We start from the raw sequence: 24,626 nt of genomic DNA on the forward strand, positions 1-24,626 counted from the left end.
AAGCTCCCAGGAATTTAACGTCAATAACTCTATTCAAAATAATTTAGTTTCACTAGTTAGGGTTTACACTAAAAATATGAATATTCGTACTTGTTTCTATACTTTTATTATACGAGGAATTTATAAATTCCATCCATCAGGCGGTAGAAGAAGCATATATAGCGGAAAAGACATTGGAGCAAGCTTTAGAAAGTCTTATTCATTTTCGTAATACATGCGTTAATAAAAATTATTGTTTGAGCTTGCGAGTTATAATTTTTTAGCAAGTATTTAAGAAAATGAATTAGACTTTCTTAGTGAAGTGGAAGGACTTTTACACTATATATGCCTTTGTTCTTTGTTATCAATATAAATTAAAACAGATGCTAAAACAAATCTATTTGTTCTGAATTTTCTTCACCTAGATTAATTGGTCTGTTTTGGGATAGAAGACAGCACATATACATTGCTGCTGTGTCAAATCTTGCATCGTGAAAAGATACTTTGTCAGCGTTGAATAAAATTTTTGTTCTTCTAAGAATATCGTCAGGATCAAGATTATAGTGTTTAACAACTTCTGATAGTTTAGGATTTTTAAAATCTACACCATTCCTACCAGGAATTTGTACAATATTTTTAAAATATTTCATAGTACAAAATTCTTTAGCTATTTCTGTTTCTAAATTCAGTCTTCCGAACTCAGCGTCTATAAATTTTTTGTCAAATTTAGAATTATGAGCTATGAAGATTGAGTTGATAAGATCATTTTTAATTTCTGATATAGAATCTTCAAATAATCTGCCATTAGATAAAATGGCTAGCTTGTCTACACTAAAACCGTGTACTTTTTCAGCACCAGGTTCCATCTCGCCGTCTTCTATCATGAAAAAGAAGTTTTTTGCTTCTTTAAAAGTTTTGTTTTCTTCAATTATATAAGTTAATTGAACAATTTTTCCAGGGCGCAACCCTGTGGTTTCTGTATCAATAAAAATACTTTTCATATTTTTCTCCTTTTGTTTTTATCAATAATTTAGTTTGTCTATATATAACAAGATTATATCACATGGAGTTTTTATAGTGAAACATAAATATAGTATTGATTATTTTTACAAATAATAATAGAATTAAGATAAAGTATAAAATAAAGTAAAAATTCCAAATAAAATATAAATATTAAAAAAATGGAAACTATAAAAGTAAAAGGGTGAATAAAAGTGAAAACTTTTCGAAAAGAATTATGGTTTGAGTTAAGAAAGAGAAGAGGATTTGTTAATATTACAGATGAATTGGAGAAATGTTTAAAGTCTAGTGGTGTTAAAGAAGGGCTCTTATTATGTAATGCAATGCATATTACTGCATCAGTATTTATTAATGACGATGAAGAAGGTCTGCATGAAGATATGGAAAGATGGCTTGAAGAATTAGCGCCAGAAAAACCTTATAGTATATATGCTCATAATGGATTTGAGGATAATGCAGATGCTCATTTAAAAAGAACTATTATGGGAAGAGAAGTAGTAGTTGCAATAACAAAAGGTAATTTAGACTTAGGGCCATGGGAACAAATTTTTTATGGTGAATTTGATGGAAAAAGGAAAAAAAGAGTATTAGTAAAGATTATAGGAGAATAGCAATATGGTGTTATTTCAAGTGTTAACTACATATAATTAAAAATTATCTAGAAAATAAGATGAATATAAAACGACGAGTGATAAGCTCGTCGTTTTAGAGTGGTGAAATTATTTAGTTTCGGGAACTATTCTTGGGTTTTCTCTTTGGTTTTTATGCTTGTGTTGTCCTTTTTGGTTTTCTTCTGGTGAAGGTCTTTTAGTACCTTTTTTAGCCATAAAATACCTCCTTTGTGAGTTATGTTTAATTCTAAAACATGTTTATCTGAATAGGGGGGAATTAAATTTGTTATAGATACTCACATTAAATATTATCTGTAGAAATCAAGATAATATACATAGAGCAAATATTATTTTTGATTCAGTAAATAATAAGAATGATTAAAAATTATTAATTTTTGATCTACTTAAAATATTTTTTATCTTACATTTAGGAGGAATTAGATGAGTCAAAGTAGCAAAGGAAAAAAAAGAAGAAAAAAAGCACCAGTAACAAAAAGTAATAAAGAAACTTTTAGAACTGAAGATATGGAAAAACATCATTCTCAAGGAGCAATTAAAGAGCAATAAAAAAGTGCGGAAATTTTCCGCACTTTTTTATTGTGTAGATTTATTATTTTTTGTTTTATAATTTGGAGCATCTACTCTATTAACCATACCTGCATCAGATATTTTGTGACTTTGAGAGGTAGGGTCCATTCTTTGAGCTCTTCTATCGTTATTTTTTTTTGTGGATTTTTTTGGTGAGCGGGGTGCTTCGTACATAAAAAAACTCCTTTCTATATTTAGACAAGGTTATTTTTTGCAAGAAAAAAAATTTTATTCGTAAGAGAAATATTTCCTTAATTTTATTTACATTATATAAAAAATATAGTATTATTATATCAACATATGAACAAGCATTCATATGTTTACATATAATGAATGAGGTGATATTTTGAAGGAAATGGATACGTGTATAGATAGATGTGATTGTAATATATTGCATCATGAGATTGTAAAGGAAGTAGAAAAAGGATTATTAAGCGAAGTAAAAACTAAAGACTTAGCAGATTTTTTCAAAGTTTTTGGTGATCCAACTAGAATCAAAATTTTAAATGCGCTATCTATACATGAAATGTGCGTATGTGATATGGCATATTTATTAAAAATGAAGCAATCAGCAGTATCTCATCAACTTAGAGTACTTAGAACTGCAAGGCTTGTAAAATACAGGAGAGATGGAAAAACTATTTTTTATTCTCTAGATGATGAACATGTACAAACAGTATTTAAACAAGGATTAGATCATATAATGGAAAAATATATTGGATAGGAGTAAATAACATGGGAAAGAAAGTTGAATTAGTATTAGATGGTTTACATTGTGCAGGATGCGCTGCTAAAATTGAAGATAAAGTAAGTAAATTAGATGAAGTAGATGAAGCAAGTTTAAATTTTGCTCGTTCTATATTAATTTTAGAGACAAGCACTAAAGAGGTGGACAATCTAGTAAATAAAGTAACAAAAATTGTAGATAACACTGAAAGAGGAGTAGACGTAAAATTAAAAACAGGACAATCTGAGAAGAAAGCTAAAGGAACTATTGCAGATCATATAAATAAAAAAGAGCTTATTATACTTTTAATAGGATTAGCAATTTTTGCTGTTGCATTAGGAATGAAAGGATCTCAGTTTGAACTTATAATATTCATTGTAAGTTATGTTATAATTGGAGGATCTATTATACGAAGCGCTTTCAGAGGAGTAACTAGTGGAGAATTGTTTGATGAGAATTTCCTTATGGTTATAGCTACTTTTGCAGCATTCTTTGTTGGTGAATATCCTGAAGCTGTTGCAGTTATGATTTTCTTTAGAATTGGGGAGTTGTTTCAAGATGCTGCAGTTGACAGATCAAGAAAGTCTATTGCAGATATTATGGATATAAGACCAGATTATGCAAATTTATTTGTTCTTGGGATTGTTAACAAAGTTAATCCTGAGGATGTTAAATATGGAGATACAATTTTAGTAAAAACAGGCGAAAAAATTCCTTTAGACGGTGAAATAATTGAGGGAAAAGCAGCTCTTGATACTTCTGCTTTAACTGGTGAGTCATTGCCTCTTGATGTTGAAGTTGGAGATGAAGTTTATAGTGGTGCTATCAACTTGAATGGGTTATTAAAAATAAAAGTAACAAAAATATTCCAAGAATCTACAGTTTCTAAAATTTTAGATTTAGTTCAAAATGCTTCAAGTAGAAAAGGAGAAACTGAAAAGTTTATTACAAAATTCGCAAAGATTTATACTCCTATTGTAGTTTTTGCTGCAGTATTGGTGTCAATAATACCTCCTTTTATACTAGGTATTGGAGAATTTTCTCAATGGGTTTATAGAGCAGCAATATTTTTAGTTGTATCTTGTCCATGTGCTTTGGTGGTTTCAATTCCACTTGGTTACTTTGCAGGACTAGGTTCGGCATCAAAGAATGGTATATTAATAAAAGGAAGTAACTTTTTAGAAGCTTTATATAATGTAAAACACATTGCTTTTGATAAAACAGGAACATTAACTAAAGGAGTTTTTAAAGTAGTAAGTATAGAAACAACTGATAGTTTTAGTGAAGATGAAATTTTAAAATACGCATCTATAGCTGAAAATAACTCACAGCATCCAATAGCAAAAGCAATTGTTAAAAAATACAATAAATCTATAGATGAATTTAAAATTAATAATTATGAAGAAATTGCTGGTAAGGGAATAAATGCAACTACAATAGAAAATGATAAAGAAATCCTAATTTCTGTTGGTAACAGCAAACTTATGAAGGAAATTGGCGCTGACTTTAGTTTGATTAATAAGCCAGGAACTCATATTTATGTAGCAATTAATAAAGTTTTTGCAGGATCTATATTGATAAGCGATGAAGTAAAAGAAGAATCTGAAAAAACAATTGCTTCTTTGAAAAACATGAATATAAGCGAAATTGCTATGGTAACAGGTGATAATGAAGAAAATGCTAGATTCTTTGCTAATAAAGTAGGATTAGACAAGTTCTATCATAGTTTATTACCAGGTGATAAGGTATCGGTAGTTGAAGAAATTAAAAGTAAAATCGATGCTTCAAGCAAAGATAAGTTAATATTTGTAGGTGATGGAATAAATGATGCACCAGTACTTGCAAGAGCTGATATTGGTGTAGCAATGGGAGGAATAGGCTCAGATGCAGCCATTGAAGCTGCTGATGTTGTTATAATGGATGATGATATGACAAAAATTCCAAAAGCTATTCAAATAGCTAATAGAACTAGGAAAATCGTAATGCAAAATATTGTTTTCTCAATAGGGATAAAATTAGCAGTTTTACTTCTTGCGGTTATAGGAAAATCTACAATGTGGATTGCGATATTTGCAGATGTTGGAGTTGCATTGTTGGCTGTTCTCAATTCTATGAGAATACTAAAAGATTAGTTGTAAGTTGAACTGTATATTGAAACCTTTAAACTAAAATTAATTAGCGTATCCTAATGTATAATTAAAGAATATTAATCTACAACTTTGGAAAAGATATCTTTAGAAAGGATGTGATTAGTTTTGGTAAGAAAAGGATTCAATAAAGGTGAGTATGAAACGGCTGTGGAAAAAGTTAGAGCATGCTTGCAACAAGGTTTAAGTGTTAGACAAATTGTTGAGGAGACAAATCTTTCTCAAGAGCAAATAAGTGAAATACGAAATAGAATGCAAACTAAACAAGATCAAGAATGGAATGATACTATAATTTAACTACAGCTTAGGCTGTAGTTTTTGTTTGTTGTATACGAGGAATTTATAAATTCCATCCTTCAGTGAGTTGAAGAAGCATATATAGCGTAAAAGGCATCGTAACAAGCTTTAGAAATTCTTATTCATTTTTGTAATATATGCGTTAAGAAAAATTATTGTTTGAGTATGCGAGTTATAATTTTTTAGTATATATTTAAGAAAATGAATTAGAATTTCTTAGTGAAGTGGAGTGGCTTTGTAGCTATATATGCATTTGTTCTCATAAATCCAACAAATCCTTCATAAGATAGATTAAACAAAAAAATCACAAAATGAGTTTGTAGTATAATAATCATCTTGGTGGTGTTTATGAAAAAAATAGGTGTTATTGATATTGGGTCAAATTCAATTAAGTTAGATATTTATTTGGTAAGGGATAATGGAGTTATTGTCAAAAAGAATAAACATAGAAGTCTTATGAGTTTGGAAGATAATTGCCGTAATGGAGATATGAGCGAATATTATATTCAGAGTACATTAAAAGTAGTACAAACCTATGTAGATCTGTGTACTCTTACAGGGATTGATGATATTGTTGTTTTTGCTACTGAATCTATTCGCAGGGCAAGAAATAAAAGGGATATTATTAGAGGCATTGATGACTTATGTCATATTAATATAAACATTATGAGTGGAAAAGAAGAAGCTTTCTATAGTTATGAAGGAATTAAAGATGACGTTGACGTAACAAGTGGTATTATGATAGATATTGGAGGAGGAAGCACAGAAGTATTATTTTTTGATAATGAGAAGGTAATGGAATCTATATCATTTCCTTTTGGTGCAAGAACGATTTCTAATAAATTTCAGCTAAAAGATTGTATTACTGAAATTGTGGAGAAAAAAATCATGGAATATTTAGTTTATAATTTTTCACATGAAATATCTTGGTTGAATGGAAAAAATGATCTTGTACTTGTAGGTTCTGGAGGAACGATGAAAAATGTAGCGAAACTTATAAATAGTAATATAAATCCTTGTCTAGGTAAAAATGATAATTACTATCTTACAGATGAGTATGTAAAGATAATCTATAAAGTTATTAAAAACAAAAAGATAGAGGATATCAAGAAATTAAAAGGGATGTCTGACAGAAGAGTTGAAGTAATAAAGGGAGGTATAGAAATATTATTATCCTTCTTAATGACTACTGATATTAATTCAATAATAGTTAGTAAAAAAGGAATTAGAGAAGGTGTATTAAAAGATTATTTAGAAAAGAATCCATATAACAAATGATGATATGATTTTTGACATCATTTGTTAAAGGGTATTGTCTTGATTGCAAAGCTATACAAATTTGGATATTCAGCATTAAGATGACGCATATAGTAGAACCATTCGCATAATAAATAAGAATATGTTCTGTCAATATCTTTAGCAAGATGTTCAAGATCTTCCTCGGATAGAAAATCCAAGTCTTCTCTATAGGATAATTCTTCGTTAATGTGAAGTACTTCAAAAATTAAATCACTAAAAGTTTCGTGTTCTTGAAGATTTGAATTTTGTAGTAAATCGATAAGATAAATCCGTTTAGAATTCAAAAATTTGTTAAGAGATTTAAAATCACATTTACTACTTTGTACACCAAAATCTTTATATTTAATATATTGTGCAAAGCTTTTAAATTCTCTTTCTTTTAGCTTTATTACTTTATTTAAATCGGATTTTGCTTTTTCAGAATCATAGGCTAAGGGTAAATTTTTAAAATAATGAATTAAATCTGTTCCTACTTCACTAAAGAAGGTGCTAATAATCATATTTCGCATTGCTGTTTTTTCGTCTTTTCTCTTTCGTGTTAAGAGTTCATTTAAAATGAAAGTAACAAAGAGTGTTGAAATAGGAAGATAACCTAGTTGAATAAGGATAAATTTAAAAATATATTCAGAGTCATTAAATATATAAAAATGTATAGTGTTTATTAAAATAGAAATTATGATAAATGATAAATATAATTTATAGGTCCAACTTTTTTTATGCATAGTATATCATTCCCCTAGTTTGAGTTGCTAATTTATGTTATTATAATAATTTATTTTATCAATAATAATACTATCAGTAAAGGATTATTGGAACTTTCACTGACTTGTGATAAAATATGTTTAGTGTTAAACTATTATCAATCAATAATAATTAAATGAGGAAGTGGTTAGATGAACTGTAATATGAGTATAACAGAAAAAGTATTCTGGGTTGGAGTCAACGATAGAGAAACACATTTATTTGAAAATTATTGGCCGTTGGAAAAAGGAGTTTCATACAATTCTTATATAATAAATGATGATAAAGTTGCAATTTTAGACACTGTTAAATTCAATAAAACAAGTGAGTTTATTGATAACATTAAAGCTGTTATTGGAGATAAAAAAGTAGATTATTTAGTTGTAAATCATATGGAACCAGATCATTCTAGCTCTATGAGTGCAGTAATTGCTGAATGGCCTGATGTTAAAATTGTTGGGAATAAAAAAACATTTGATTTTATAAAAGGTTTTTATGAAATACATGATAATTTTTACGAAGTAGCTGAGGGGGATGTTTTAGACCTTGGGGAGCACAAACTTCAATTTTATATGGTTCCTATGCTTCATTGGCCAGAAACAATGGTTACGTATGATTGTACTGATAAAATTCTATTTTCAATGGATGCATTTGGTGGATTTGGTGCTTTAGACGGTACTATTTTTGATGATGAGGTTAATTTAGAATTTTATGAAGATGAAATAAGAAGATATTATTCAAATATTGTATCCAAGTATAGTCCTATGGTTCAAAAAGCATTAGCTAAGTTAGGTGGATTAGAGATAGAAATAATTGCTCCTACTCATGGTGCTGTTTGGAGAGATAATCCTGGAACAATAATAGATTTATATGACAAATGGAGTCGATATGAAGCAGAAGAGGGCGTTGTAATAGTTTATGGATCTATGTACGGAAACACTGCTAAAATGGCAAATCATATTGCAAGAGTAGTAGCAGAATGTGGTATAAAAAATGTTAGAGTATATGATGCTTCAAAAACTCACGTATCTCATATTATTAGTGATATTTGGAGATTTAAAGGTATTATCTTGGGATCATGTGCGTATAACGGTACTATATTCCCAGCTATGGAAACTGTAATAAATAAAATATATCACTCTGGATTAAAAAATAGATACTTATCAATATTTGGTAATAAAGCGTGGAGTGGCGGTGGAGTAAAAACTATTAAAGCGTTTGCTGATAGAACTAAGTTTGAGATTGTAGGGGACTCTGTAGAGGCTACTTATTCGCCTAAAAAGACTGAGTTTGAAGCATTGACTGAAATGGGTAAACAAATTGCTGAATTAGTTAAAAGTAATCCTAAATAGAAATATGAACCTGATAATTATTTTATCAGGTTCATATTTAGTTATAAGTTGTAAGTTTTAAGTTAAGGATGATTTTTTCAAAAATCTTAGATTTAAGTTTTTATCGTTTTCTATGATAAGTATAAGAAGCTGTGATAATTCAAATTGAAATAAATTAAATTTTTGCTTTGAATTCATTGAAAGGCTTCCTTAATTTACAACTTTCAATTTACAACTATCAATAAGGATGTGATCAAATGAAATTAAAACAAAAAATAAAGCTATTACCCACTTCACCTGGTGTGTATTTAATGAAGGATTCTCTAGACAATATTATATATATAGGAAAATCAAAAAACTTAAAGAAGAGAGTTAATTCATATTTTTATGAATTGAGTAATAGAAGTTCTAAAATAGACAAGTTAGTTAAGAATATAAAGGATTTAGAATATATTTTATGTGATACAGAGTTTGATGCTTTATTGTTAGAGTGTTCATTAATAAAAAAATATAAGCCAAGGTATAATAAATTAATGGTTAATCATGAGAAGTATCCGTATTTAAGTGTTACTTATAAAGAAAAATATCCTAAAATTGATGTAGTACTGCAAAAACAAAATGATGGAAGTCTATACTTTGGACCCTTTAATAGTTATAATAAAACAATAGTTGTAAAAACTATTTTAGAAGAAGAGTTTTATATAAAAACATGCTCTGTAAATTGTTTTAATAAAACATACTCAGGATGTTTAAATTATCATCTTTCAAAATGTCTAGGTCCTTGTAGAGGGGAAATTTATAGACTGGAATATTTAAAGAAAGTTGAGATGTTGATTGAATTTTTAGAAAGTAAAAGTAGTTTTTTGATAGAAAAATTGGAAAGTACAATGAAAGAAGCTGCTGAGAAAGAAGATTTCGTAAAAGCTATTAATATAAGAGATAGATTGAAAGACATTGAATATATCAATAATCAATTAGTAAATCTGTCGGATAGTAAACTCAATAAAAAAATTGTCATATTGGATATTATACAAAAAAATTTATATAAACTATATTATATAAAAGGATTAAATATTGTAGATAGAGAAGTTATAACTATGGATTCTATTGATACTACTTATATTAAGGATAAAGCGGTAAAAGTTTTTGGAGAAAACCATGGTGAAGCAGTAATGAATAAAGAATCAATTGATAGTATAAATATAATAAATTCTTTTATAAAAAAAAATAAAGATAAAATCTTTTATGTAGAATAATGAAAATTCTATTGTTTATTCGGATATTTTTGGTAAAATAAATATTAAATACTAATTTAATTTGAATAATCGACTAAGTTATATTGAATTATATCTAAAAAATAGGAAACTAAGGAGGAAATTATGGGTGTAAAGATAGTAACAGATAGTACTGCATATCTTACAAAAGAGTTGAGAGATAAATATGATATAAGCATTGCGTCCCTTAATGTTATTTTTGGCAATGAAAGTAAAAGAGAATCTGATATGACAAATAAAGAGTTTTATGAAAGGATTGAGAGGGAAAATGTGATTCCAACTTCATCTCAGCCTTCAACGCAGGAACTTCTTGATTTGTTCACTAATATCATAAAAAAAGGGCACAAAGTCTTAGCTATATTTATAACATCAAAAATGAGCGGTACATTTCAAGCAGCCCACTTAGTGAAAAATATGGTTAAAGAAGATTATCCAGATGCTGATATTGAAATTTTAGAGTCAAATTCTAATTGTATGGAACTTGGATTTGCTGCTTTAGAGGCAGCTAAGGCTGCTTTGGACGGAAAAAATTTTAAAGAAGTTATATCTCATGCAAAGGATATTATAAATAAAGGGAAATTTGTTTTTGCTCCTGCGACACTGAAATATCTAGAAAAAGGTGGACGTATAGGTAAGGCAAGTGCTTTACTAGGAAGTGTTCTAAAAATAATACCAATATTGACTGTACAGGAAGGCCAAGTTATTGTAGCTAATAAAGTAAGAACTTCAAAAAAAGCTATTAACACTATTATAGATACTTTTTTGAAAGATATAGACAAGTATGGTCTTGGTGGAGCAGTAGTGCATCATATCAATTGTGAAGAGGAAGCTAAAAAAATAGCAAATGCGCTAAAGATTAAAACTGGCAAGGATATTTTAATAGGATCAATAGGTCCTGTTATCGGAGTTCATGTTGGTCCGGGAGCAGTTGGAATTGCATATTTTACTCAGGAAAAAATTGAATAATTAAAAGAAAGATAAAAACTGTTGATTCAACAGTTTTTTTGTTACATTAAAGCCTATATGGTATAATTAAAGTTACAGAAAAAAGCACCCCAAACATAAGGAGTGAGCAAATGCACAATTTTGAAAAAATAAATAATAATCAGAAGAAATTCATAATAAATAAGCCTGTAGATACTAAAATAGATATTGTTAAAGGTAAAAAAAATAGTGGAAAAACTACAGCGTTGAGTTATAGAATACTATTCCTAAAAAATAATTATTTGATGAATTCTAGTGAAGAGATTTTAGTTATTTTATATGATGAGTATGATAAAAAAGATTTTGGCAAAATTTATAAAAGTATATTAGCGAAAAATGATAAGTTATTTGAGTCTTTACTTACTAACATTAATGGAGAATCTGAAAAAATAAAACTGAAGAATTTTGCTGATATTCTTGATCATTATTATTTGAAATATAAAAACATCACTGAAGTAGAATGGGTAGTAATGAATGAGAAAAAAGAAATTAAATCAATAGTAGAGGATAGTTTACATAAGACTCAAGAAAAATTTCCAAGGATAAGAATTTTAAAAAAAGAAAATTGGGAATTCTTTTATGATGAGATTAAGTGGATAAAAAGTTGTAAATATAATGATTTAAATGAATATTTAGATGCTCCAAGATTAGGAAGACGAAAGCAGAAAAAAGGACCCAAAACTATTAAAAAGGGTAGTTCTGCAAGAAAAGCAATAATAGAATTATTTCAAATTTATAATGAAAACTTAAAAGAACATAATTTTATTGATTATGAAGACAAGCTCTTCTATGCCAATGAGGCTTTAGAATATTTAAAAAAAGAAAATTTAAAAAGAGAATATTTATCCCCATATATACACATTATAATTGATAATAGTGAGAAATTCTCAAAATCCGAAATTGATTTTATAAAAAATTTATACAATGAAAAAAGTTATTCGACATTTACTTTTTCTGCAAATATTGATAACTCTTTGAACGAAAGCAAGTTTTCTAATTTTGTAAGGAATGGGAGAGTTTATAGTAAATCTATAGGGGATGATGTAAAGAAATTTTCGCTTAATAAAACATATTTTATTGAGAATAATGAGATAGAAGATTGTTCAACACTTGAAAGATATAAATATTTTGATTTAAAACATGTAAGAGAATACAATATTTTAAGAGATAGTAGCGGTTTTGGAGAACTAATTTTAGAAGATACAGAAGAAATAGAATATAAGCCTGAAGAGTTAATAGATATACCTATATTCAGTAATATTGCTGCAGGGGAACCAATCATGATATCTCCAGAACAAGAGGATAACTTTAATTTACCAAAATATTGGCTAAAAGGGATGAGAGATTGTTTCATTCTGAAAGTTAAAGGTGATAGTATGATAAATGCAAATATAAATGATGGAGATTTTGTGGTAATACAGAAACATAACGCAGCCAGTCACAATGAAATAGTAGCTGTAAATATTGAAGGTAGCGCAACCCTTAAAAGGTTATACTTGAAAAATAATAAAGCTATGTTGATGCCGGAAAATGAAAAATATGAGCCTATAAAAATAACTGAAGAAGAGGGCGTCTACATATTAGGCAAAGCTGTAGGAATTATTAGACCAAAACAATAAACCAGCACTAAGTGCTGGTTTAGTATATAACTATTAATTTTAGGGGGAATAGGTAATTTCTATTTGTCTATATATTTATAATAATATATATATGTTACAGTTAAGTGTTAAAAATGTTTCTAAATTATGAACTATTTTTCTGCTACAAACAATATTTTAGAAAATAGCTTAAGAAAAAATTTAGAAAGGAGTTTTGAAATGAAAGAAATAGTATTAGCAGGTGGATGCTTTTGGGGAGTAGAAGCTTATTTTGCAAATCTAAGTGGAGTAAAAGAAACTTCAGTGGGTTACGCAAATGGTAAAGGTGAAAATCCAAGTTATAAATTAGTATGTGAAACAGAAACAGGTTTTGCTGAAGCTTGTTATATAAAATATGATGAATCAAAAATAACCTTAGAAAAGCTATTAGAGGCATATTGGGTAATAGTTGATCCAACAATAGAAAATCGTCAAGGACCTGATGTAGGAACACAGTATAGAACAGGAATTTATTTTATTGATAAGGAAGATGAAAATATTATTTTGCAATCAAAACGTGAAGAGCAAAAAAAATATAAAAATGAAATTGTTACAGAGATAGAATCTTTGAAGAATTACTACAATGCAGAAGAGTATCATCAGAAGTATTTGGATAAGAACCCAGAAGGATATTGTCATATTCCTAAAAGTTTGCTTTAACAAAACTTTTAGGAATATGATAATTGACAGTTTTCAATGCTAAGTTGACAGTAAAGGATACTTTTCAATAAATTCAAAGCTTATAATTTTAGATTTCTGAAAGAAAATCATCCTATACTGACAACTGTATACCGTCAATTGTAAACTGAAGAATTTATGAGTTTATTACTAAAGCCATGAATACTAGGTTTTCTTCACCAATGTTTTTGATTGCATGACCACTTCCGCTTGGAGTAAAGATAGTATCTCCAACTTCTAATGTTTTTTCTACTCCATTATCATCTGCAAGAGCTTTTCCATTTATAATATAATAAGTTTCTGAGTTTCCCTCATGAACGTGATATCCAATGCTAGAGTTTTTTGGTAAAGTAACTTTGGCAAATATTCCACATTTACCGTTTAATTCTTCTTTGTTTAAGATTCTTTGAATAGTTACTTTTCCTTCTCCACCTTTAAAATTTTCTTTTTCTTCAATTAGTATTTCTTCATTTAATTTAATCATAAAAATCACCTTCCTAATAATAAGATTTTTCTTAGAATCATTTAGTTTTTATCTTTGTTCTTTTATAAATTATATCATCTTCTATAGAGAATCTAAAGTGAATTTAGATATATATAATGGTATTAAATATAATTATAAAAGGTAGGTTTAGGTTTGAATGAAAAGATTTATTTTCCATCCTTATTAGTATATGCATTACAATAATGTAATTCCAATATATTATGATAAAAATTTTACTTTAGCTGGATAAGGTTTGTTTGAAAAAAAGTTATAATATATTTCAAAAAAAATTTTAAAAAATGCTTGACTTAATTCTTGTATCATGATATTATAATATTCGTCGGTGAGTGAGACGCAAGAAAATTTAATAAGCCGGAGTGGTGGAACTGGCAGACGCGCAGGATTCAAAATCCTGTGGTAGCAATACCGTGTGGGTTCGATTCCCACCTTCGGCACCATTGATATGACTAACGTGAGAGCCTCTTGGATAATTAATCCAGGAGGTTTTTTTCGTCGAAATGCCCGCTTTTTGTTTAAACCTTAATAACACAAATTGGGATTAATTAGAACAAAACATAGAAAATTTTAACTATGGACAAGTTGCTTGGTTTATGTGATTTTGATTTATTATAAGTTTATTTATGGAAATTATTTTAGATAATTATGGATAATTGACAATGAGAAGCGTATTTATAATTATGAAATTAATTGTATAGATAGACATTATGTTAAATGATGGTATTTATAAATATACAAGTTTATTTATAAATATAAAAAGATTTTGATTAATGAAATTAGAGTTAATGAACTATAATGTAAATCGTTATAGTTTTTATTTTTTTGAGAAGATATTAAATTAATAAAAATTGGGTATAATCATAAATACAAAGTTAATATAACACAAATACTTTAAATGTAACATTAGTTATGTTATATTTAAAGTGAGAATGTTATATTAGGAGGTGTTAGTTATGAAAGATATTGTAAAAGCCTATTTAAGAGAGAATGTTGATGAAAGTATTAATATAGAATTATGGGATAGCAAAGATTATTTACCGCTATTTTTATTGGAAAGATATACTTTTTATAAAGTTAATATATTAGGAAAAGCTTGTTTATTAATTCAAGTTATTGATGATATTCCAGGAATAGACGATTTGAAAAAACACTTAAAGGTTATTAGAAAGAGCACTAATGAGCATTTAGTTCTTTTGTTTAAGTCGATTTCTACATTCAGAAGAAAAAGCTTATTAGAATCACATATACCTTTTATTATTGAAAATGGACAAATGTATTTACCATTCTTAGGTTTGGATATGCAAAAGATTACTGAAAAAAATATTAAAGAAATAAAAAAGTTTTCGCCTATGACTCAGTTGATATTTCTTTATTTTCTGTATAATAAAGATCTGAGCATTTATGCAACTGAACTAGCTAATATTATTAATACATCATTAATGACTACTACTCGAGCTTTAAATGAACTTTATCAACTAGATTTATTAACTTATGAGATAAGTGGTAAAACAGGTAGAAGCAAAGTATATAAGAGGATTAATGATATAGATTATTATGACAGAGGATTTGAATATCTAAAAAATCCGGTTAATAAGGTTGTTTATGTTGAAAAATCAGAAAAAAATCTACCATTTGCGGGATTGGAAGCTTTATCAATGCAATCTATGATAAATCCACCCAAAAGACCTGTAAGAGCAATTTTTAAAAAATTTGCGAAGGAAATTGATCAAAATGTAATTAATAATCCAGATAAAATTGCAGATATGGATTTAATAGAGATAGAGATTTGGGATTATGACCCTAATCTTTTAGTTAAGGATAATATGGTGGATATTGTTTCTTTAACAATGTCAATTAAAGATATAAATGATGAAAGAGTAGAACAAGCAATAGAAGAAAGGTTAAAGGGTGAAACATGGTTTACGGCATAGAGAAATTTAAAGAATACTTTAATGATTATACAGGACAATATGTTTTTATAGGAGGTACTGCTTGCGACATAATCTTAAATGATATGGGTACAGACTTTAGAGCTACAAAAGATTTAGATATGGTGTTATTAATCGAAGCTTTAGATGAGAGTTTTGGAGAAGTATTTTGGGAATTTATAAAAGATGGTGGTTATGTACATAAGCAAAAAAGTACAGGAAAAGACCAATTCTATAGATTTGAAAAACCTTCACAATCAGGTTTTCCAGCTATGATTGAACTATTTAGCAGAAAATCTGATAAGATAAAGTTTAAGTTTGATTCAACATTAACACCGATTCATGTAAGTGATGCTATATCTAGTTTATCAGCAATTTTATTAAATGATGATTACTATGAATTGTTGGTAAAAGGTAAAAGTATTGTTGATGGATTATCAGTACTTTCTATTGAATATGTTTTACTTTTTAAAATAAAAGCATGGTTAGACCTTTCAGAGAGAAAAGAAAGTGGAGAGGCAATAGATTCTAAGAATATAAAAAAACATAGAAATGATATATTCCGCTTACTAATAAATATTCCTCCAACTAGTAAAGTAACGATTAATGCAGAAATTGAGCATGATCTATCAGAGTTTTTCGATAAGATTTCTGATGAGAATATTGATTTGAAAAATCTTGGTATAAAAAGAGTTAAGTTTGAAGATTTGTTAGAAAGAATACGTGGACTATTTAATAGTAATGCAGTTATATAGTTAACATTTTGAGTTCTAATTCGTATGAAAAAGATATTGACTCAGCATTTATTTTAATGATTTTGGGAGGCTTATAAAATGAAATATTATAAAATAATGCATGATGAAAATGGGACTATGGAAGATATGGTATGTTTTTCTGATAAAGACTATGAAAATAAATATAGTGTTAAAGGAAATTATTTATACGAAGGTAAAATTATTAAAGATTGGAATCCTGATTTTACATTTTATTATAATTCTGAAGAAGGTTATAGGCCAACTGATTATTTACCTAATAATTTGAGTTGGTTATTAGTATCATCAAAGTTTGTTGAAATAATAAAAAAAATTGGAGTAAGAGAAGTGCAGTTTCTACCCGTTGTCATTAAAGAAGTGAACACTGGGAAAATTATTGAAGGTTATTCTGTGCTTAATATAACAAGATTGACTAATGCTATAGATTTACCCAATTCGCTGTATACTGAGATTGAAGCAAGAGATATAAAGGTTATATCAGTAATTAAATATGCATTGAATAAAAACAAACTAAAAGGCTCTCATTTAGTAAGGTTAAAAGCTCATAAATTTGCGACTTTTATTTCTGATGAAATTAAAAATGAATTAGAAAAGAATAAGATAACTGGATTTGGTTTTTTAGAAGTAAAAGTAGTATAGAACTATAAAATAGATAATCAAAGATAATAAGAGTTTTATTGTAGGAGGTTTTCAATATGATAAATAAGAAACTAAAGGAAATAGATATAAATGACGGAGACCACTTTAAAAATCCTAATCGACTTATGGCTTGATTTTTCATGTATATATAAGGAATCCCAAATAGAAATTTAGTGGAGGTTTTACATGAAATATACTTATAGTGATTTAGTTGAGGACTTAGAATTAGGACAAGAAATTGAGTTTAAGTATAGTGGTGATAGATATTCAATAAGTGCTAATATAAGTGGATGGTATTTAACGAAATATGGAGAAGTAGAATATCAGTCTTTCAAAGATATAGATGATTTATTACAAAATGCTAGGATTAATTCGATGTCTTTGAAAGATATATGGAATGAAACAACTTTTTAAAGCGTTTATATAGTCAGGAAGTAAAAAAATCAGTAAAGACCCCTATGGTTAAATATTAATAAATTATTATTTAACTTTAGGGGTCTTACTTATAATTTTGAAAATGGAGTTGACAATGCTGTTTGATAGTACTATAATAATACTAACAGATAGATAGTATCAAAATGATAATATGAGAGAAGGGGAAACATTGAATAATAATTTATTAGATAGCAACGGATTAAATGAAGAAGAATTTTTACAAAATTATAATATTACTAAATATGATAGACCATCTATGACAGTTGATATTTTGTTATTGACAGTGTCAGATCAAGAATCGGAAAGTTATAGGAAACTTCCTGAGAAATCATTAAAAGTTATGTTGATTAAAAGGAAGGAACATCCATTTATTGGTCAATGGGCTTTGTCGGGTGGATTTATTCAAATAGATGAAAATATTGAGGATGCAGCATACCGGGAATTGCAAGAAGAGACAAACGTGGATAATGTTTATCTAGAGCAACTATATACATATGGAGATGTAGGAAGAGACCCTAGAGGTAGGATAGTGAGCACATCTTATATGTCATTAGTAAATTCTAAAGAAATTAAGATGAAAGCTGGTAGTGATGCTGAAGATGTAAAATGGTTTGAGGTGGACTATAAGTTAACAAAAGAGGAACGAGAAATAGAGGAAGACGGTTTTATAGAAAACAATCATTATGAGATTAGATTAACTAATGGCGAAACTATTTTGTCATCTACAGTGATTGTAAGTAGACATATAAAAGGTAAGCTCGTTTCATATAAAAGAAAAATTTTATCAAGTGATGGAATAGCTTTTGATCATGGTCAGATTATTCAATATGGTATTGAAAGATTGAGAAATAAAATTGAGTATACTGATATAGTTTTTAATTTGATGCCTGAATTGTTTACTTTAACAGAGTTACAAAAGGTCTATGAAGAGATTTTAGATAAAAAATTATTGAAAGCTAATTTTAGAAGAAAAACAGCTCATATGGTAACTGAGACAGATAAGTCCACTTCTGACTTTGGACATAGACCTTCGAAATTATATGAATACAACACAAGATGGAACGTTAAATAAGAGTAAATAGAGTAGTAGATAAATAGTAATTATATGACTTGGCGAGGGGGGAAAATAGGTGAGTAAAATAATAAATTTTTATAATACAGATAAAGCATATGGGTGTTTTTCAAATTTTTACGTGGCGCCTTTTGAATTAAAGGGACTTAAATGGAGGACATCGGAGCATTATTTTCAAGCAATGAAGTTTGAGGGAACAAAACATTTTTTTGAATTAAATAAAATTGAGAAACCTATGGATGTTGCAAGAATGGGAAGAGATAGAGCACGACCATTAAGAGCTGATTGGGAAGCAGTTAAAGATGATATTATGTATGAGGCTTTGGTATGTAAATTTGAAAGCCATGAAGAATTAATGAATATTTTATTATCAACCGGTGATGCAGTAATAGTTGAACATACAAAAAATGATAGTTACTGGGGAGATGGTGGAGATGGCTCTGGAAAGAATATGTTGGGTAAATTATTGATGAAGTTAAGAAATGAAAAAATGAATAGTAAATAAAACTAGGAGGTAATATTATGTTTGGAGTTCGTTTTGTTAAATTTCAGCCTAGGGATTACGTAATTGTTTATAAAAATGGGAAAGTGATTAAAGAAGGTACAGGTTTATCATTTTTTTACTATGCACCAAGGGTATCGATGATTAAAGTGCCATTAATTAGTACTGAAACACCATTTATATTTCAAGAATTAACATCAGATTTTCAAACAATTACGATTCAAGGACATGTAACATACAGAATAGTTGATCAAAAGAAAGTTTCAGAAGTATTAAATTTTACTTTAAACTCTAAGGGAGATAAATATGTTTCAGATGATCCTCAAAAGTTATCACAAAAAGTAATTAACATAATTAGAGTTGTAATGAAAAAAGCTATAGAAAATATTAAACTTAAAGAAGCTGTAACAACTAGTGATGTAATTGCAAACAGAGTACTTTCAGACATAAGAGCAAATAATGAAATTGACCTACTTGGTATTGAAATTTTAGGTATGTCCATTTTATCAATATTACCAAACAAAGAAACAGCAAGAGCCCTTGAAGCAAGTGCTAGAGAAGAGATTCTAGAAAAGGCAGATGAAGCTATTTATGAGAGAAGAAATGCTTCAATTAACCAAGAAAGAATAGTAAAAGAGAATGAATTCAATACAGAAATTGCCGTTGAAAATAAAAAGCAGCAAGTCCTTGAGAAAAAACTAGAATCTGAACGTTTTGCTCAAGAAAAACAGAATAAAATTATAGAAGAGAAGATGATTTTTGATACTGAACTTGAGGAAAAGAGAGCTAAATTGATTGACCTATCAGTAGAGAATTCAAAGGCAGAAGCCGATTCAAAAGCCTATGCTTTATCAGCAGTTATGAAATCACTTGAGGATATTGAGCCAAGTGTTCTTGAGACTCTTTCTAAGATGGAAATGAAGCCTGAAAAATTAATAGCTATAGCCTTCCAAGACCTTGCAGATAATGCTCAGAAGATTGGTCAGTTGAACATTACCCCTGATTTATTGCAGGAAGTTATAAAAGGAGTAAGCTAATGAAACGATTTAGCGACCGAAAAATTATTGTTATTAAAAGATCTACTAGGCTAGAAGATTTAATAAAGAGATATAATACCCTTGAACAAGCAAAGTTTTATGTGGAAACTCTTGGTGGGGATTTCTCGGATTATTTAGAAGAGGAAAAGAACTATAGGGAAGCTATAAAAAAACTATTTCTAATGCTAGAGCCTATTGGTAATGTTCAGTTAATTGATAGAATGTATGTACCTAACTTTATCTTTGGCAATGATGATATAGTCATTGTTGTTGGGCAAGATGGGCTAGTAGCTAATACTATGAAGTATCTTAATGAGCAACCAATTATAGCAATTAATCCAGATTGCAAACGATGGGATGGGAAGTTATTACCTTTTCAGGTGAAAGATAGTGTGGCTATTGTGAAGGACGTAATCTATAATAGATATAAAATAAATGAAGTTACTATGGCAAAAGTTAGTTTGAACGATGGACAGATATTGTATGCAGTGAATGATTTTTATCTTGGACAAAAGACACATGTTTCATCAAGGTATAAATTGACTCATGGTAATATTACAGAAAACCAATCATCAAGCGGTATTATTATTTCTACTGGACTAGGTTTAACTGGGTGGATGAAAAGTGTGTTAGCTGGAGCTAGTAATGTAATGAACAGTTTGACTGGTGGTAATTATGATTTAAATCAGGGGAAAAGGATGGCATGGAATGATCGATCATTAGTCTATTCAGTCCGAGAGCCTTTTCCTTCAAATAATACATCAACATCTTTAGGTTTTGGGATAATAAAAGAAGGAAACCTTCTACTTGTTCAGTCAATGATGGCTGAGAATGGTGTTATTTTTAGTGATGGTGTGGAAGATGATTTTCTATCATTTAATGCTGGAATCACTGCAACCTTTGATATTGGAGAGAGGGTAGGACGATTGGTTAAAGGATAATAGCCAAAAGGGAGTGTTTGTGGATTTCATTACAATACTCTATTTTCTTCCACCGCCAGGACAAGAATTACAAGCTCTATCACTATCTAGAGCATGCAATTCTTGTTCTGGCTTTTCATTATCTCTAAGACTACACAAATCGCTGTTTCTCACAGAGTCCCCAATACCAATTCCAGCAGACAAGCAAAACATACTAGCTCCGCTAGTATGCCAAGCTTTTCTCCTTTCTGCATACTACTTATTTTCTGCATATTATTAAATTACTGCAGTTTCTTTACTAGAACTTTTTTTAGGCTGAACATTTCTAATAGTTCCAGTTCACTTTCATTCTTCAAGTCAACTGGAACTAAAGAACTGTACAGTCTTTTGTATATTAGATTATTAGAGTAGATAGGGAGGATGGACAAGCGAGTAAATATTTAAATGGACTAGCATTTGCAAGAATGCAAACGCAAGTCCACTTTAAAAATTACCCAAGCTTGTCCATCCTTTGTTATTAAGGGAAAGATATTTTCTAGTATAGATGTACTGCAGTATATGGAATATTAAATACTATTTTTATTTTATGTGAAGTGATATTTTTATTAGGGAATTTATTTAAAGATTTTAATTATACTTGTTATTGGTATATATTCTTATAGATATTATTCCTATATATAGTGATTTAGCATTTTATAATTTTACTTTGGGCACTATTCCCACCACCCAACGAACTGCTTTGTCGTAGAGATAAATCAACTTCAACTATTAATTTATTCAAGTCCAAAACTTATTAAAGCCTAAGATTTTGTACATGAATAAATTAAGTTTACGTAGGATTTATCTTTATTACTGAACATTTCTAAAGCTCCAGTAGTCTTTCGCTATTACTACAGCCTCTTGGAGCTTAAGAACTGTACAGTCCTCCAATTTGTTCTTATGGGTACCCGGTGGAGTGCAGCTAGTACTTAATAAGTAGAGGTTACTGGAAGAAGAGAGAGTACTTTATTTAGCATTTTATAATCTGAAAAACAATTCAACAATGGTAGATAGATCAAAACTAGAGTTGATAAAAGTACCAGGGATGGGTGGACTAGCTTTCAGCAATTGATAGCATGGACAAGTAAGGGCATTGTCTTTTCCACACAATCATGCTGCAAGCTGTTCCACCCGAAAAGATGCCAAAGAAGAAGGGCTTTGAGGGTCTGAAAATAGGGTATTTTTCAACTAGCTGCTGTGGACAAGGATAACAGGCCTATAGAGCGGCAGGCTAGCAAACCTTGTCCACAGCAGCTAGTCAAAAAAATTAATTAAATTCATATCCCACCCTCCGCCCAGCTAGAAGATGGGGGAGGGAGAGTGTACTAGATACAGGTGGATAAGGTGGCTCAGAGATTGACAGATTATTCTGTTAAGTGATAGGATTGAAACATACGTCAACTATGGAGCATATTGGATTTGATTTCGCGGTATCCGGATTATGTAGGTTGGGGCTTAATGGGAAATACGTTACTTCGAGGAGATTATACACCGAAATGTAGAAGTATTCGAACCATGGACAAGTCACTTATTTGAAATGAATAATGTTGATAAGAATACAAAGTTTAAGGAGTTTTAAAATGAAAAAGGTTTTAATTGCAAGTGCGTTAGTGGCAATGTTATTGGTTGGTATAGGGTTTGTTAAGGTAGTAAATAGGGTCCAGGGGGCGGACGAATTAAAAGCAGCGATAGAAGCAGAGGAAGTGGCATTGGAAAAAGCTAGAAAAGGCGACGACAACGAATACGTATTAGTTAAAAGTGTAACAGGCGGAACATTCAGCAAATGGGAACAGGATAATATGAGACCGTGGGTTCTAGACACAATGCACCATATGGCTAATACAAAGATTGTCGCTGACGCAATACGTGGTGAGGTACCTATCACACCCGAGAAGGTGGAAGAAGTGCTTGCGATGGTAAATAAGTATGAGTATACAGATAAAGCAAAGTTATTAAGTATATTAAAGAACTGGAAAAACGGAGACTTTAGTAACTGTGTTGAAGAACATAATTATTTATGGGAACAGTTAGGTGGTACGATTGGTAAAGCTACGAGGTTACGAATAGGGGTGGAATAATTTCCGCTTCTTTTTTATGTAATGAAATTGTTTTGTCAGTGATAGCAACTTAGCAATTACATGTCCTCATTAAATAATTCTTCAAATGATGCCTTCAATATGTTTAACATTTTCTGTTTTTCTGAAGCATTCATTTTTTTTACAATTCTTTGTATAATACGAATTTCAGGTTCATCATCGATAGATCCATTTAGAGCAAGTAAATAATTATAATCTACTTCTAATCTTTCAGATAAAGCTTTTAAAGTAGCATTATCTGGACTAATGGCACAATCTTTTTCAATCCTAGATATAGTAGAGTGACTTATGCCAATTTCCTTTGATAATTGACGTTGACTCAGATTTTTAGACTTTCTTTTTTGAGTAATGTATTTTCCAAGTGTAATTTTTTTCTCTAATAAATTATCAGACAAAATATCCCCTCCTAATTCTTATAATATTATACTATGATTGTAACATCGATTCAACAATACCTAGAGCAACAAAAAACTGTTCTATTTTTTAGTTACATACAGCAGCTAGTATAAAAATTAATGTAATTCATATTCCACCCTTTGTAAAACATATATAAATATTTGAAAATATACTTAACAAAGTAATGTAAGTGATTTAAAATAATAGAGGTAATGTTTAAATATAGAAAATAAGGATGTAATGTTATGAATAAGATAAATAAGACAAAAAGAATATTAATGAGAGTTTTATTATTGATATTGCTGACATTTGCAATGATTAGTATAACTTCATGTAAAAGTAGTCCAGTAGATCGATTAACTGATACATTGAAAGTACATTTTATAAATGTTGGTCAAGGTGATGCTATTCTAATCCAGTGTGATGGAAAGAATATGTTAATAGATGCTGGTTCTAATGATAAAGGGGAGTTAGTTAAAGCATATTTAGAGAATGAAGATGTAGAGAAATTAGACTATGTAATAGGAACTCATCCCCATGAGGGTCATATAGGTGGACTTGATTTTATTATTGATAACTTTGAGGTTGGTAAAGTAATAATGCCAAAAGTAACAACTAATACTAAAACTTATAAAGATGTAATAGATTCAATAAAGAATAAGAACTTGAAGATAAAAGAACCTAAAGTTGGGACAAGCTATAGTTTAGGGAATGCTTCATGGCAGATTATAGCTCCTAATAGCAGTAACTATGAAAGTATAAATAATTATAGTATTTGTATAAAGTTAACTTATGGATATAATAGCTTTCTTTTTACTGGTGATGCAGAAGCTTTAAGTGAAGCAGAAATGATTAAAAGCGGTATAGATCTAAGTTCAACTTATTAAAATTAGGTCATCATGGAAGCGATTCTTCAACAACGGAAGAATTTTTAGCTGCAGTTAAACCACGATATGCAGTTTTAAGTGTTGGAA

The 24,626-nt window shown here is 29.2% G+C and carries 28 protein-coding genes and 1 tRNA gene; 23 read left to right on the forward strand and 6 right to left on the reverse strand.

The annotated features are described in order from the left end of the window. A partial coding sequence (locus ACQ3F0_RS17435; RefSeq protein WP_428866637.1) for a hypothetical protein occupies positions 1 to 211 on the forward strand: 211 nt, incomplete at its 5' end. Positions 212 to 365: 154 nt separating this feature from the next. Here the strand turns inward: ACQ3F0_RS17435 and ACQ3F0_RS17440 are convergent. After that, on the reverse strand, positions 366 to 980 hold the full coding sequence (locus ACQ3F0_RS17440; protein ID WP_428866638.1) for a 3'-5' exonuclease: 615 nt from the start codon (positions 978 to 980) through the stop codon (positions 366 to 368). Between the two features lie 213 nt (positions 981 to 1,193). On the opposite strand from ACQ3F0_RS17440, the gene ACQ3F0_RS17445 reads away from it, so the two are divergent. Both ACQ3F0_RS17445 and ACQ3F0_RS17450 read left to right on the forward strand, forming a co-directional pair. Further along, complete coding sequence (locus ACQ3F0_RS17445) at positions 1,194 to 1,610, forward strand: secondary thiamine-phosphate synthase enzyme YjbQ (RefSeq protein ID WP_428866639.1); 417 nt, start codon at positions 1,194 to 1,196, stop codon at positions 1,608 to 1,610. Between the two features lie 441 nt (positions 1,611 to 2,051). Continuing rightward, positions 2,052 to 2,177 (forward strand): hypothetical protein, encoded by a 126-nt coding sequence (locus ACQ3F0_RS17450; RefSeq protein ID WP_428866640.1) that lies wholly within the window; start codon positions 2,052 to 2,054, stop codon positions 2,175 to 2,177. A 27-nt stretch (positions 2,178 to 2,204) separates the two neighbouring features. Here ACQ3F0_RS17450 and ACQ3F0_RS17455 read toward each other — a convergent pair whose 3' ends face one another. Next, positions 2,205 to 2,372, reverse strand: a complete 168-nt coding sequence (locus tag ACQ3F0_RS17455; RefSeq protein ID WP_428866641.1) for a hypothetical protein — start codon at positions 2,370 to 2,372, stop codon at positions 2,205 to 2,207. 181 nt (positions 2,373 to 2,553) lie between these two features. Here ACQ3F0_RS17455 and ACQ3F0_RS17460 point away from each other — a divergent pair, with 181 nt between their 5' ends. From ACQ3F0_RS17460 to ACQ3F0_RS17475, 4 genes are all read left to right on the forward strand, one after another. Next, positions 2,554 to 2,922: an ArsR/SmtB family transcription factor gene (locus tag ACQ3F0_RS17460; RefSeq protein WP_428866900.1), complete on the forward strand. Its 369-nt coding sequence runs from the start codon at positions 2,554 to 2,556 to the stop codon at positions 2,920 to 2,922. An 11-nt stretch (positions 2,923 to 2,933) separates the two neighbouring features. Then, positions 2,934 to 5,057: a heavy metal translocating P-type ATPase gene (locus tag ACQ3F0_RS17465; RefSeq protein WP_428866642.1), complete on the forward strand. Its 2,124-nt coding sequence runs from the start codon at positions 2,934 to 2,936 to the stop codon at positions 5,055 to 5,057. 123 nt (positions 5,058 to 5,180) lie between these two features. After that, entirely contained in the window at positions 5,181 to 5,369 is a 189-nt protein-coding gene (locus tag ACQ3F0_RS17470) for a hypothetical protein (RefSeq protein WP_428866643.1), read from the forward strand. Between the two features lie 348 nt (positions 5,370 to 5,717). Further along, positions 5,718 to 6,647, forward strand: a complete 930-nt coding sequence (locus tag ACQ3F0_RS17475) for a Ppx/GppA phosphatase family protein (RefSeq protein ID WP_428866644.1) — start codon at positions 5,718 to 5,720, stop codon at positions 6,645 to 6,647. Positions 6,648 to 6,664: 17 nt separating this feature from the next. On the opposite strand, the gene ACQ3F0_RS17480 is transcribed toward ACQ3F0_RS17475, so the two are convergent. Beyond that, positions 6,665 to 7,390, reverse strand: a complete 726-nt coding sequence (locus tag ACQ3F0_RS17480; protein ID WP_428866645.1) for a hypothetical protein — start codon at positions 7,388 to 7,390, stop codon at positions 6,665 to 6,667. Positions 7,391 to 7,561: 171 nt separating this feature from the next. On the opposite strand from ACQ3F0_RS17480, the gene ACQ3F0_RS17485 reads away from it, so the two are divergent. The 5 genes from ACQ3F0_RS17485 to msrA all read left to right on the forward strand — a co-directional run bounded on the left by ACQ3F0_RS17485 (position 7,562) and on the right by msrA (position 13,295). Next, positions 7,562 to 8,761 (forward strand): FprA family A-type flavoprotein, encoded by a 1,200-nt coding sequence (locus tag ACQ3F0_RS17485; RefSeq protein WP_428866646.1) that lies wholly within the window; start codon positions 7,562 to 7,564, stop codon positions 8,759 to 8,761. A gap of 236 nt (positions 8,762 to 8,997) precedes the next feature. Next, positions 8,998 to 9,996, forward strand: a complete 999-nt coding sequence (locus ACQ3F0_RS17490) for a GIY-YIG nuclease family protein (protein ID WP_428866647.1) — start codon at positions 8,998 to 9,000, stop codon at positions 9,994 to 9,996. Between the two features lie 123 nt (positions 9,997 to 10,119). Next, positions 10,120 to 10,980, forward strand: coding sequence for a DegV family protein (locus ACQ3F0_RS17495; protein ID WP_428866648.1), 861 nt, complete (start codon positions 10,120 to 10,122; stop codon positions 10,978 to 10,980). Between the two features lie 110 nt (positions 10,981 to 11,090). Further along, on the forward strand, positions 11,091 to 12,617 hold the full coding sequence (lexA, locus tag ACQ3F0_RS17500) for a transcriptional repressor LexA (RefSeq protein WP_428866649.1): 1,527 nt from the start codon (positions 11,091 to 11,093) through the stop codon (positions 12,615 to 12,617). Positions 12,618 to 12,815: 198 nt separating this feature from the next. After that, entirely contained in the window at positions 12,816 to 13,295 is a 480-nt protein-coding gene (gene msrA / locus ACQ3F0_RS17505) for a peptide-methionine (S)-S-oxide reductase MsrA (protein ID WP_428866651.1), read from the forward strand. Positions 13,296 to 13,449: 154 nt separating this feature from the next. Here msrA and ACQ3F0_RS17510 read toward each other — a convergent pair whose 3' ends face one another. Beyond that, a complete protein-coding gene (locus tag ACQ3F0_RS17510) occupies positions 13,450 to 13,797 on the reverse strand; it encodes a cupin domain-containing protein (protein ID WP_428866652.1) in 348 nt (115 codons plus the stop codon). A gap of 371 nt (positions 13,798 to 14,168) precedes the next feature. Here ACQ3F0_RS17510 and ACQ3F0_RS17515 point away from each other — a divergent pair. The 9 genes from ACQ3F0_RS17515 to ACQ3F0_RS17555 all read left to right on the forward strand — a co-directional run bounded on the left by ACQ3F0_RS17515 (position 14,169) and on the right by ACQ3F0_RS17555 (position 21,142). Further along, positions 14,169 to 14,255: transfer RNA gene (locus ACQ3F0_RS17515), tRNA-Leu, on the forward strand. Between the two features lie 513 nt (positions 14,256 to 14,768). After that, positions 14,769 to 15,746: a hypothetical protein gene (locus ACQ3F0_RS17520; protein ID WP_428866654.1), complete on the forward strand. Its 978-nt coding sequence runs from the start codon at positions 14,769 to 14,771 to the stop codon at positions 15,744 to 15,746. After that, on the forward strand, positions 15,731 to 16,498 hold the full coding sequence (locus ACQ3F0_RS17525) for a hypothetical protein (RefSeq protein WP_428866656.1): 768 nt from the start codon (positions 15,731 to 15,733) through the stop codon (positions 16,496 to 16,498). Before ACQ3F0_RS17520 ends, ACQ3F0_RS17525 begins: the two co-directional genes overlap by 16 nt. Before the next feature lie 78 nt (positions 16,499 to 16,576). After that, positions 16,577 to 17,155, forward strand: coding sequence for an imm11 family protein (locus ACQ3F0_RS17530; RefSeq protein ID WP_428866658.1), 579 nt, complete (start codon positions 16,577 to 16,579; stop codon positions 17,153 to 17,155). A 186-nt stretch (positions 17,156 to 17,341) separates the two neighbouring features. After that, a complete protein-coding gene (locus tag ACQ3F0_RS17535; RefSeq protein ID WP_428866660.1) occupies positions 17,342 to 17,569 on the forward strand; it encodes a hypothetical protein in 228 nt (75 codons plus the stop codon). Between the two features lie 190 nt (positions 17,570 to 17,759). Beyond that, positions 17,760 to 18,662, forward strand: coding sequence for an NUDIX hydrolase (locus tag ACQ3F0_RS17540; protein WP_487250444.1), 903 nt, complete (start codon positions 17,760 to 17,762; stop codon positions 18,660 to 18,662). A 58-nt stretch (positions 18,663 to 18,720) separates the two neighbouring features. Continuing rightward, positions 18,721 to 19,167: a riboflavin biosynthesis intermediates N-glycosidase gene (gene ybiA, locus ACQ3F0_RS17545; RefSeq protein WP_428866663.1), complete on the forward strand. Its 447-nt coding sequence runs from the start codon at positions 18,721 to 18,723 to the stop codon at positions 19,165 to 19,167. A gap of 17 nt (positions 19,168 to 19,184) precedes the next feature. Then, positions 19,185 to 20,201 (forward strand): SPFH domain-containing protein, encoded by a 1,017-nt coding sequence (locus tag ACQ3F0_RS17550; protein ID WP_428866665.1) that lies wholly within the window; start codon positions 19,185 to 19,187, stop codon positions 20,199 to 20,201. Continuing rightward, on the forward strand, positions 20,201 to 21,142 hold the full coding sequence (locus ACQ3F0_RS17555) for a diacylglycerol kinase catalytic domain-containing protein (protein ID WP_428866667.1): 942 nt from the start codon (positions 20,201 to 20,203) through the stop codon (positions 21,140 to 21,142). The genes ACQ3F0_RS17550 and ACQ3F0_RS17555 overlap by 1 nt, the downstream gene beginning before the upstream one ends. A 39-nt stretch (positions 21,143 to 21,181) precedes the next feature. On the opposite strand, the gene ACQ3F0_RS17560 is transcribed toward ACQ3F0_RS17555, so the two are convergent. Continuing rightward, positions 21,182 to 21,334, reverse strand: a complete 153-nt coding sequence (locus ACQ3F0_RS17560) for a hypothetical protein (protein ID WP_428866669.1) — start codon at positions 21,332 to 21,334, stop codon at positions 21,182 to 21,184. 1,406 nt (positions 21,335 to 22,740) lie between these two features. On the opposite strand from ACQ3F0_RS17560, the gene ACQ3F0_RS17565 reads away from it, so the two are divergent. Beyond that, positions 22,741 to 23,238: a DUF6241 domain-containing protein gene (locus ACQ3F0_RS17565; protein WP_428866671.1), complete on the forward strand. Its 498-nt coding sequence runs from the start codon at positions 22,741 to 22,743 to the stop codon at positions 23,236 to 23,238. A 56-nt stretch (positions 23,239 to 23,294) separates the two neighbouring features. On the opposite strand, the gene ACQ3F0_RS17570 is transcribed toward ACQ3F0_RS17565, so the two are convergent. Further along, positions 23,295 to 23,651 (reverse strand): helix-turn-helix domain-containing protein, encoded by a 357-nt coding sequence (locus ACQ3F0_RS17570; RefSeq protein ID WP_428866672.1) that lies wholly within the window; start codon positions 23,649 to 23,651, stop codon positions 23,295 to 23,297. Positions 23,652 to 23,897: 246 nt separating this feature from the next. Between ACQ3F0_RS17570 and ACQ3F0_RS17575 the strand changes: the two genes are divergently transcribed. Then, the gene (locus ACQ3F0_RS17575) at positions 23,898 to 24,539 is read left to right on the forward strand and encodes an MBL fold metallo-hydrolase (RefSeq protein WP_428866674.1); all 642 of its coding nucleotides are present in this window, start codon (positions 23,898 to 23,900) and stop codon (positions 24,537 to 24,539) included. The last annotated feature ends 87 nt before the right edge of the window (positions 24,540 to 24,626 follow it).

Origin of the sequence: Clostridium sediminicola (assembly GCF_050402865.1) — a bacterium.
Classification (GTDB): Bacteria; Bacillota; Clostridia; order Clostridiales; family Clostridiaceae; genus Clostridium_AF; species Clostridium_AF sediminicola.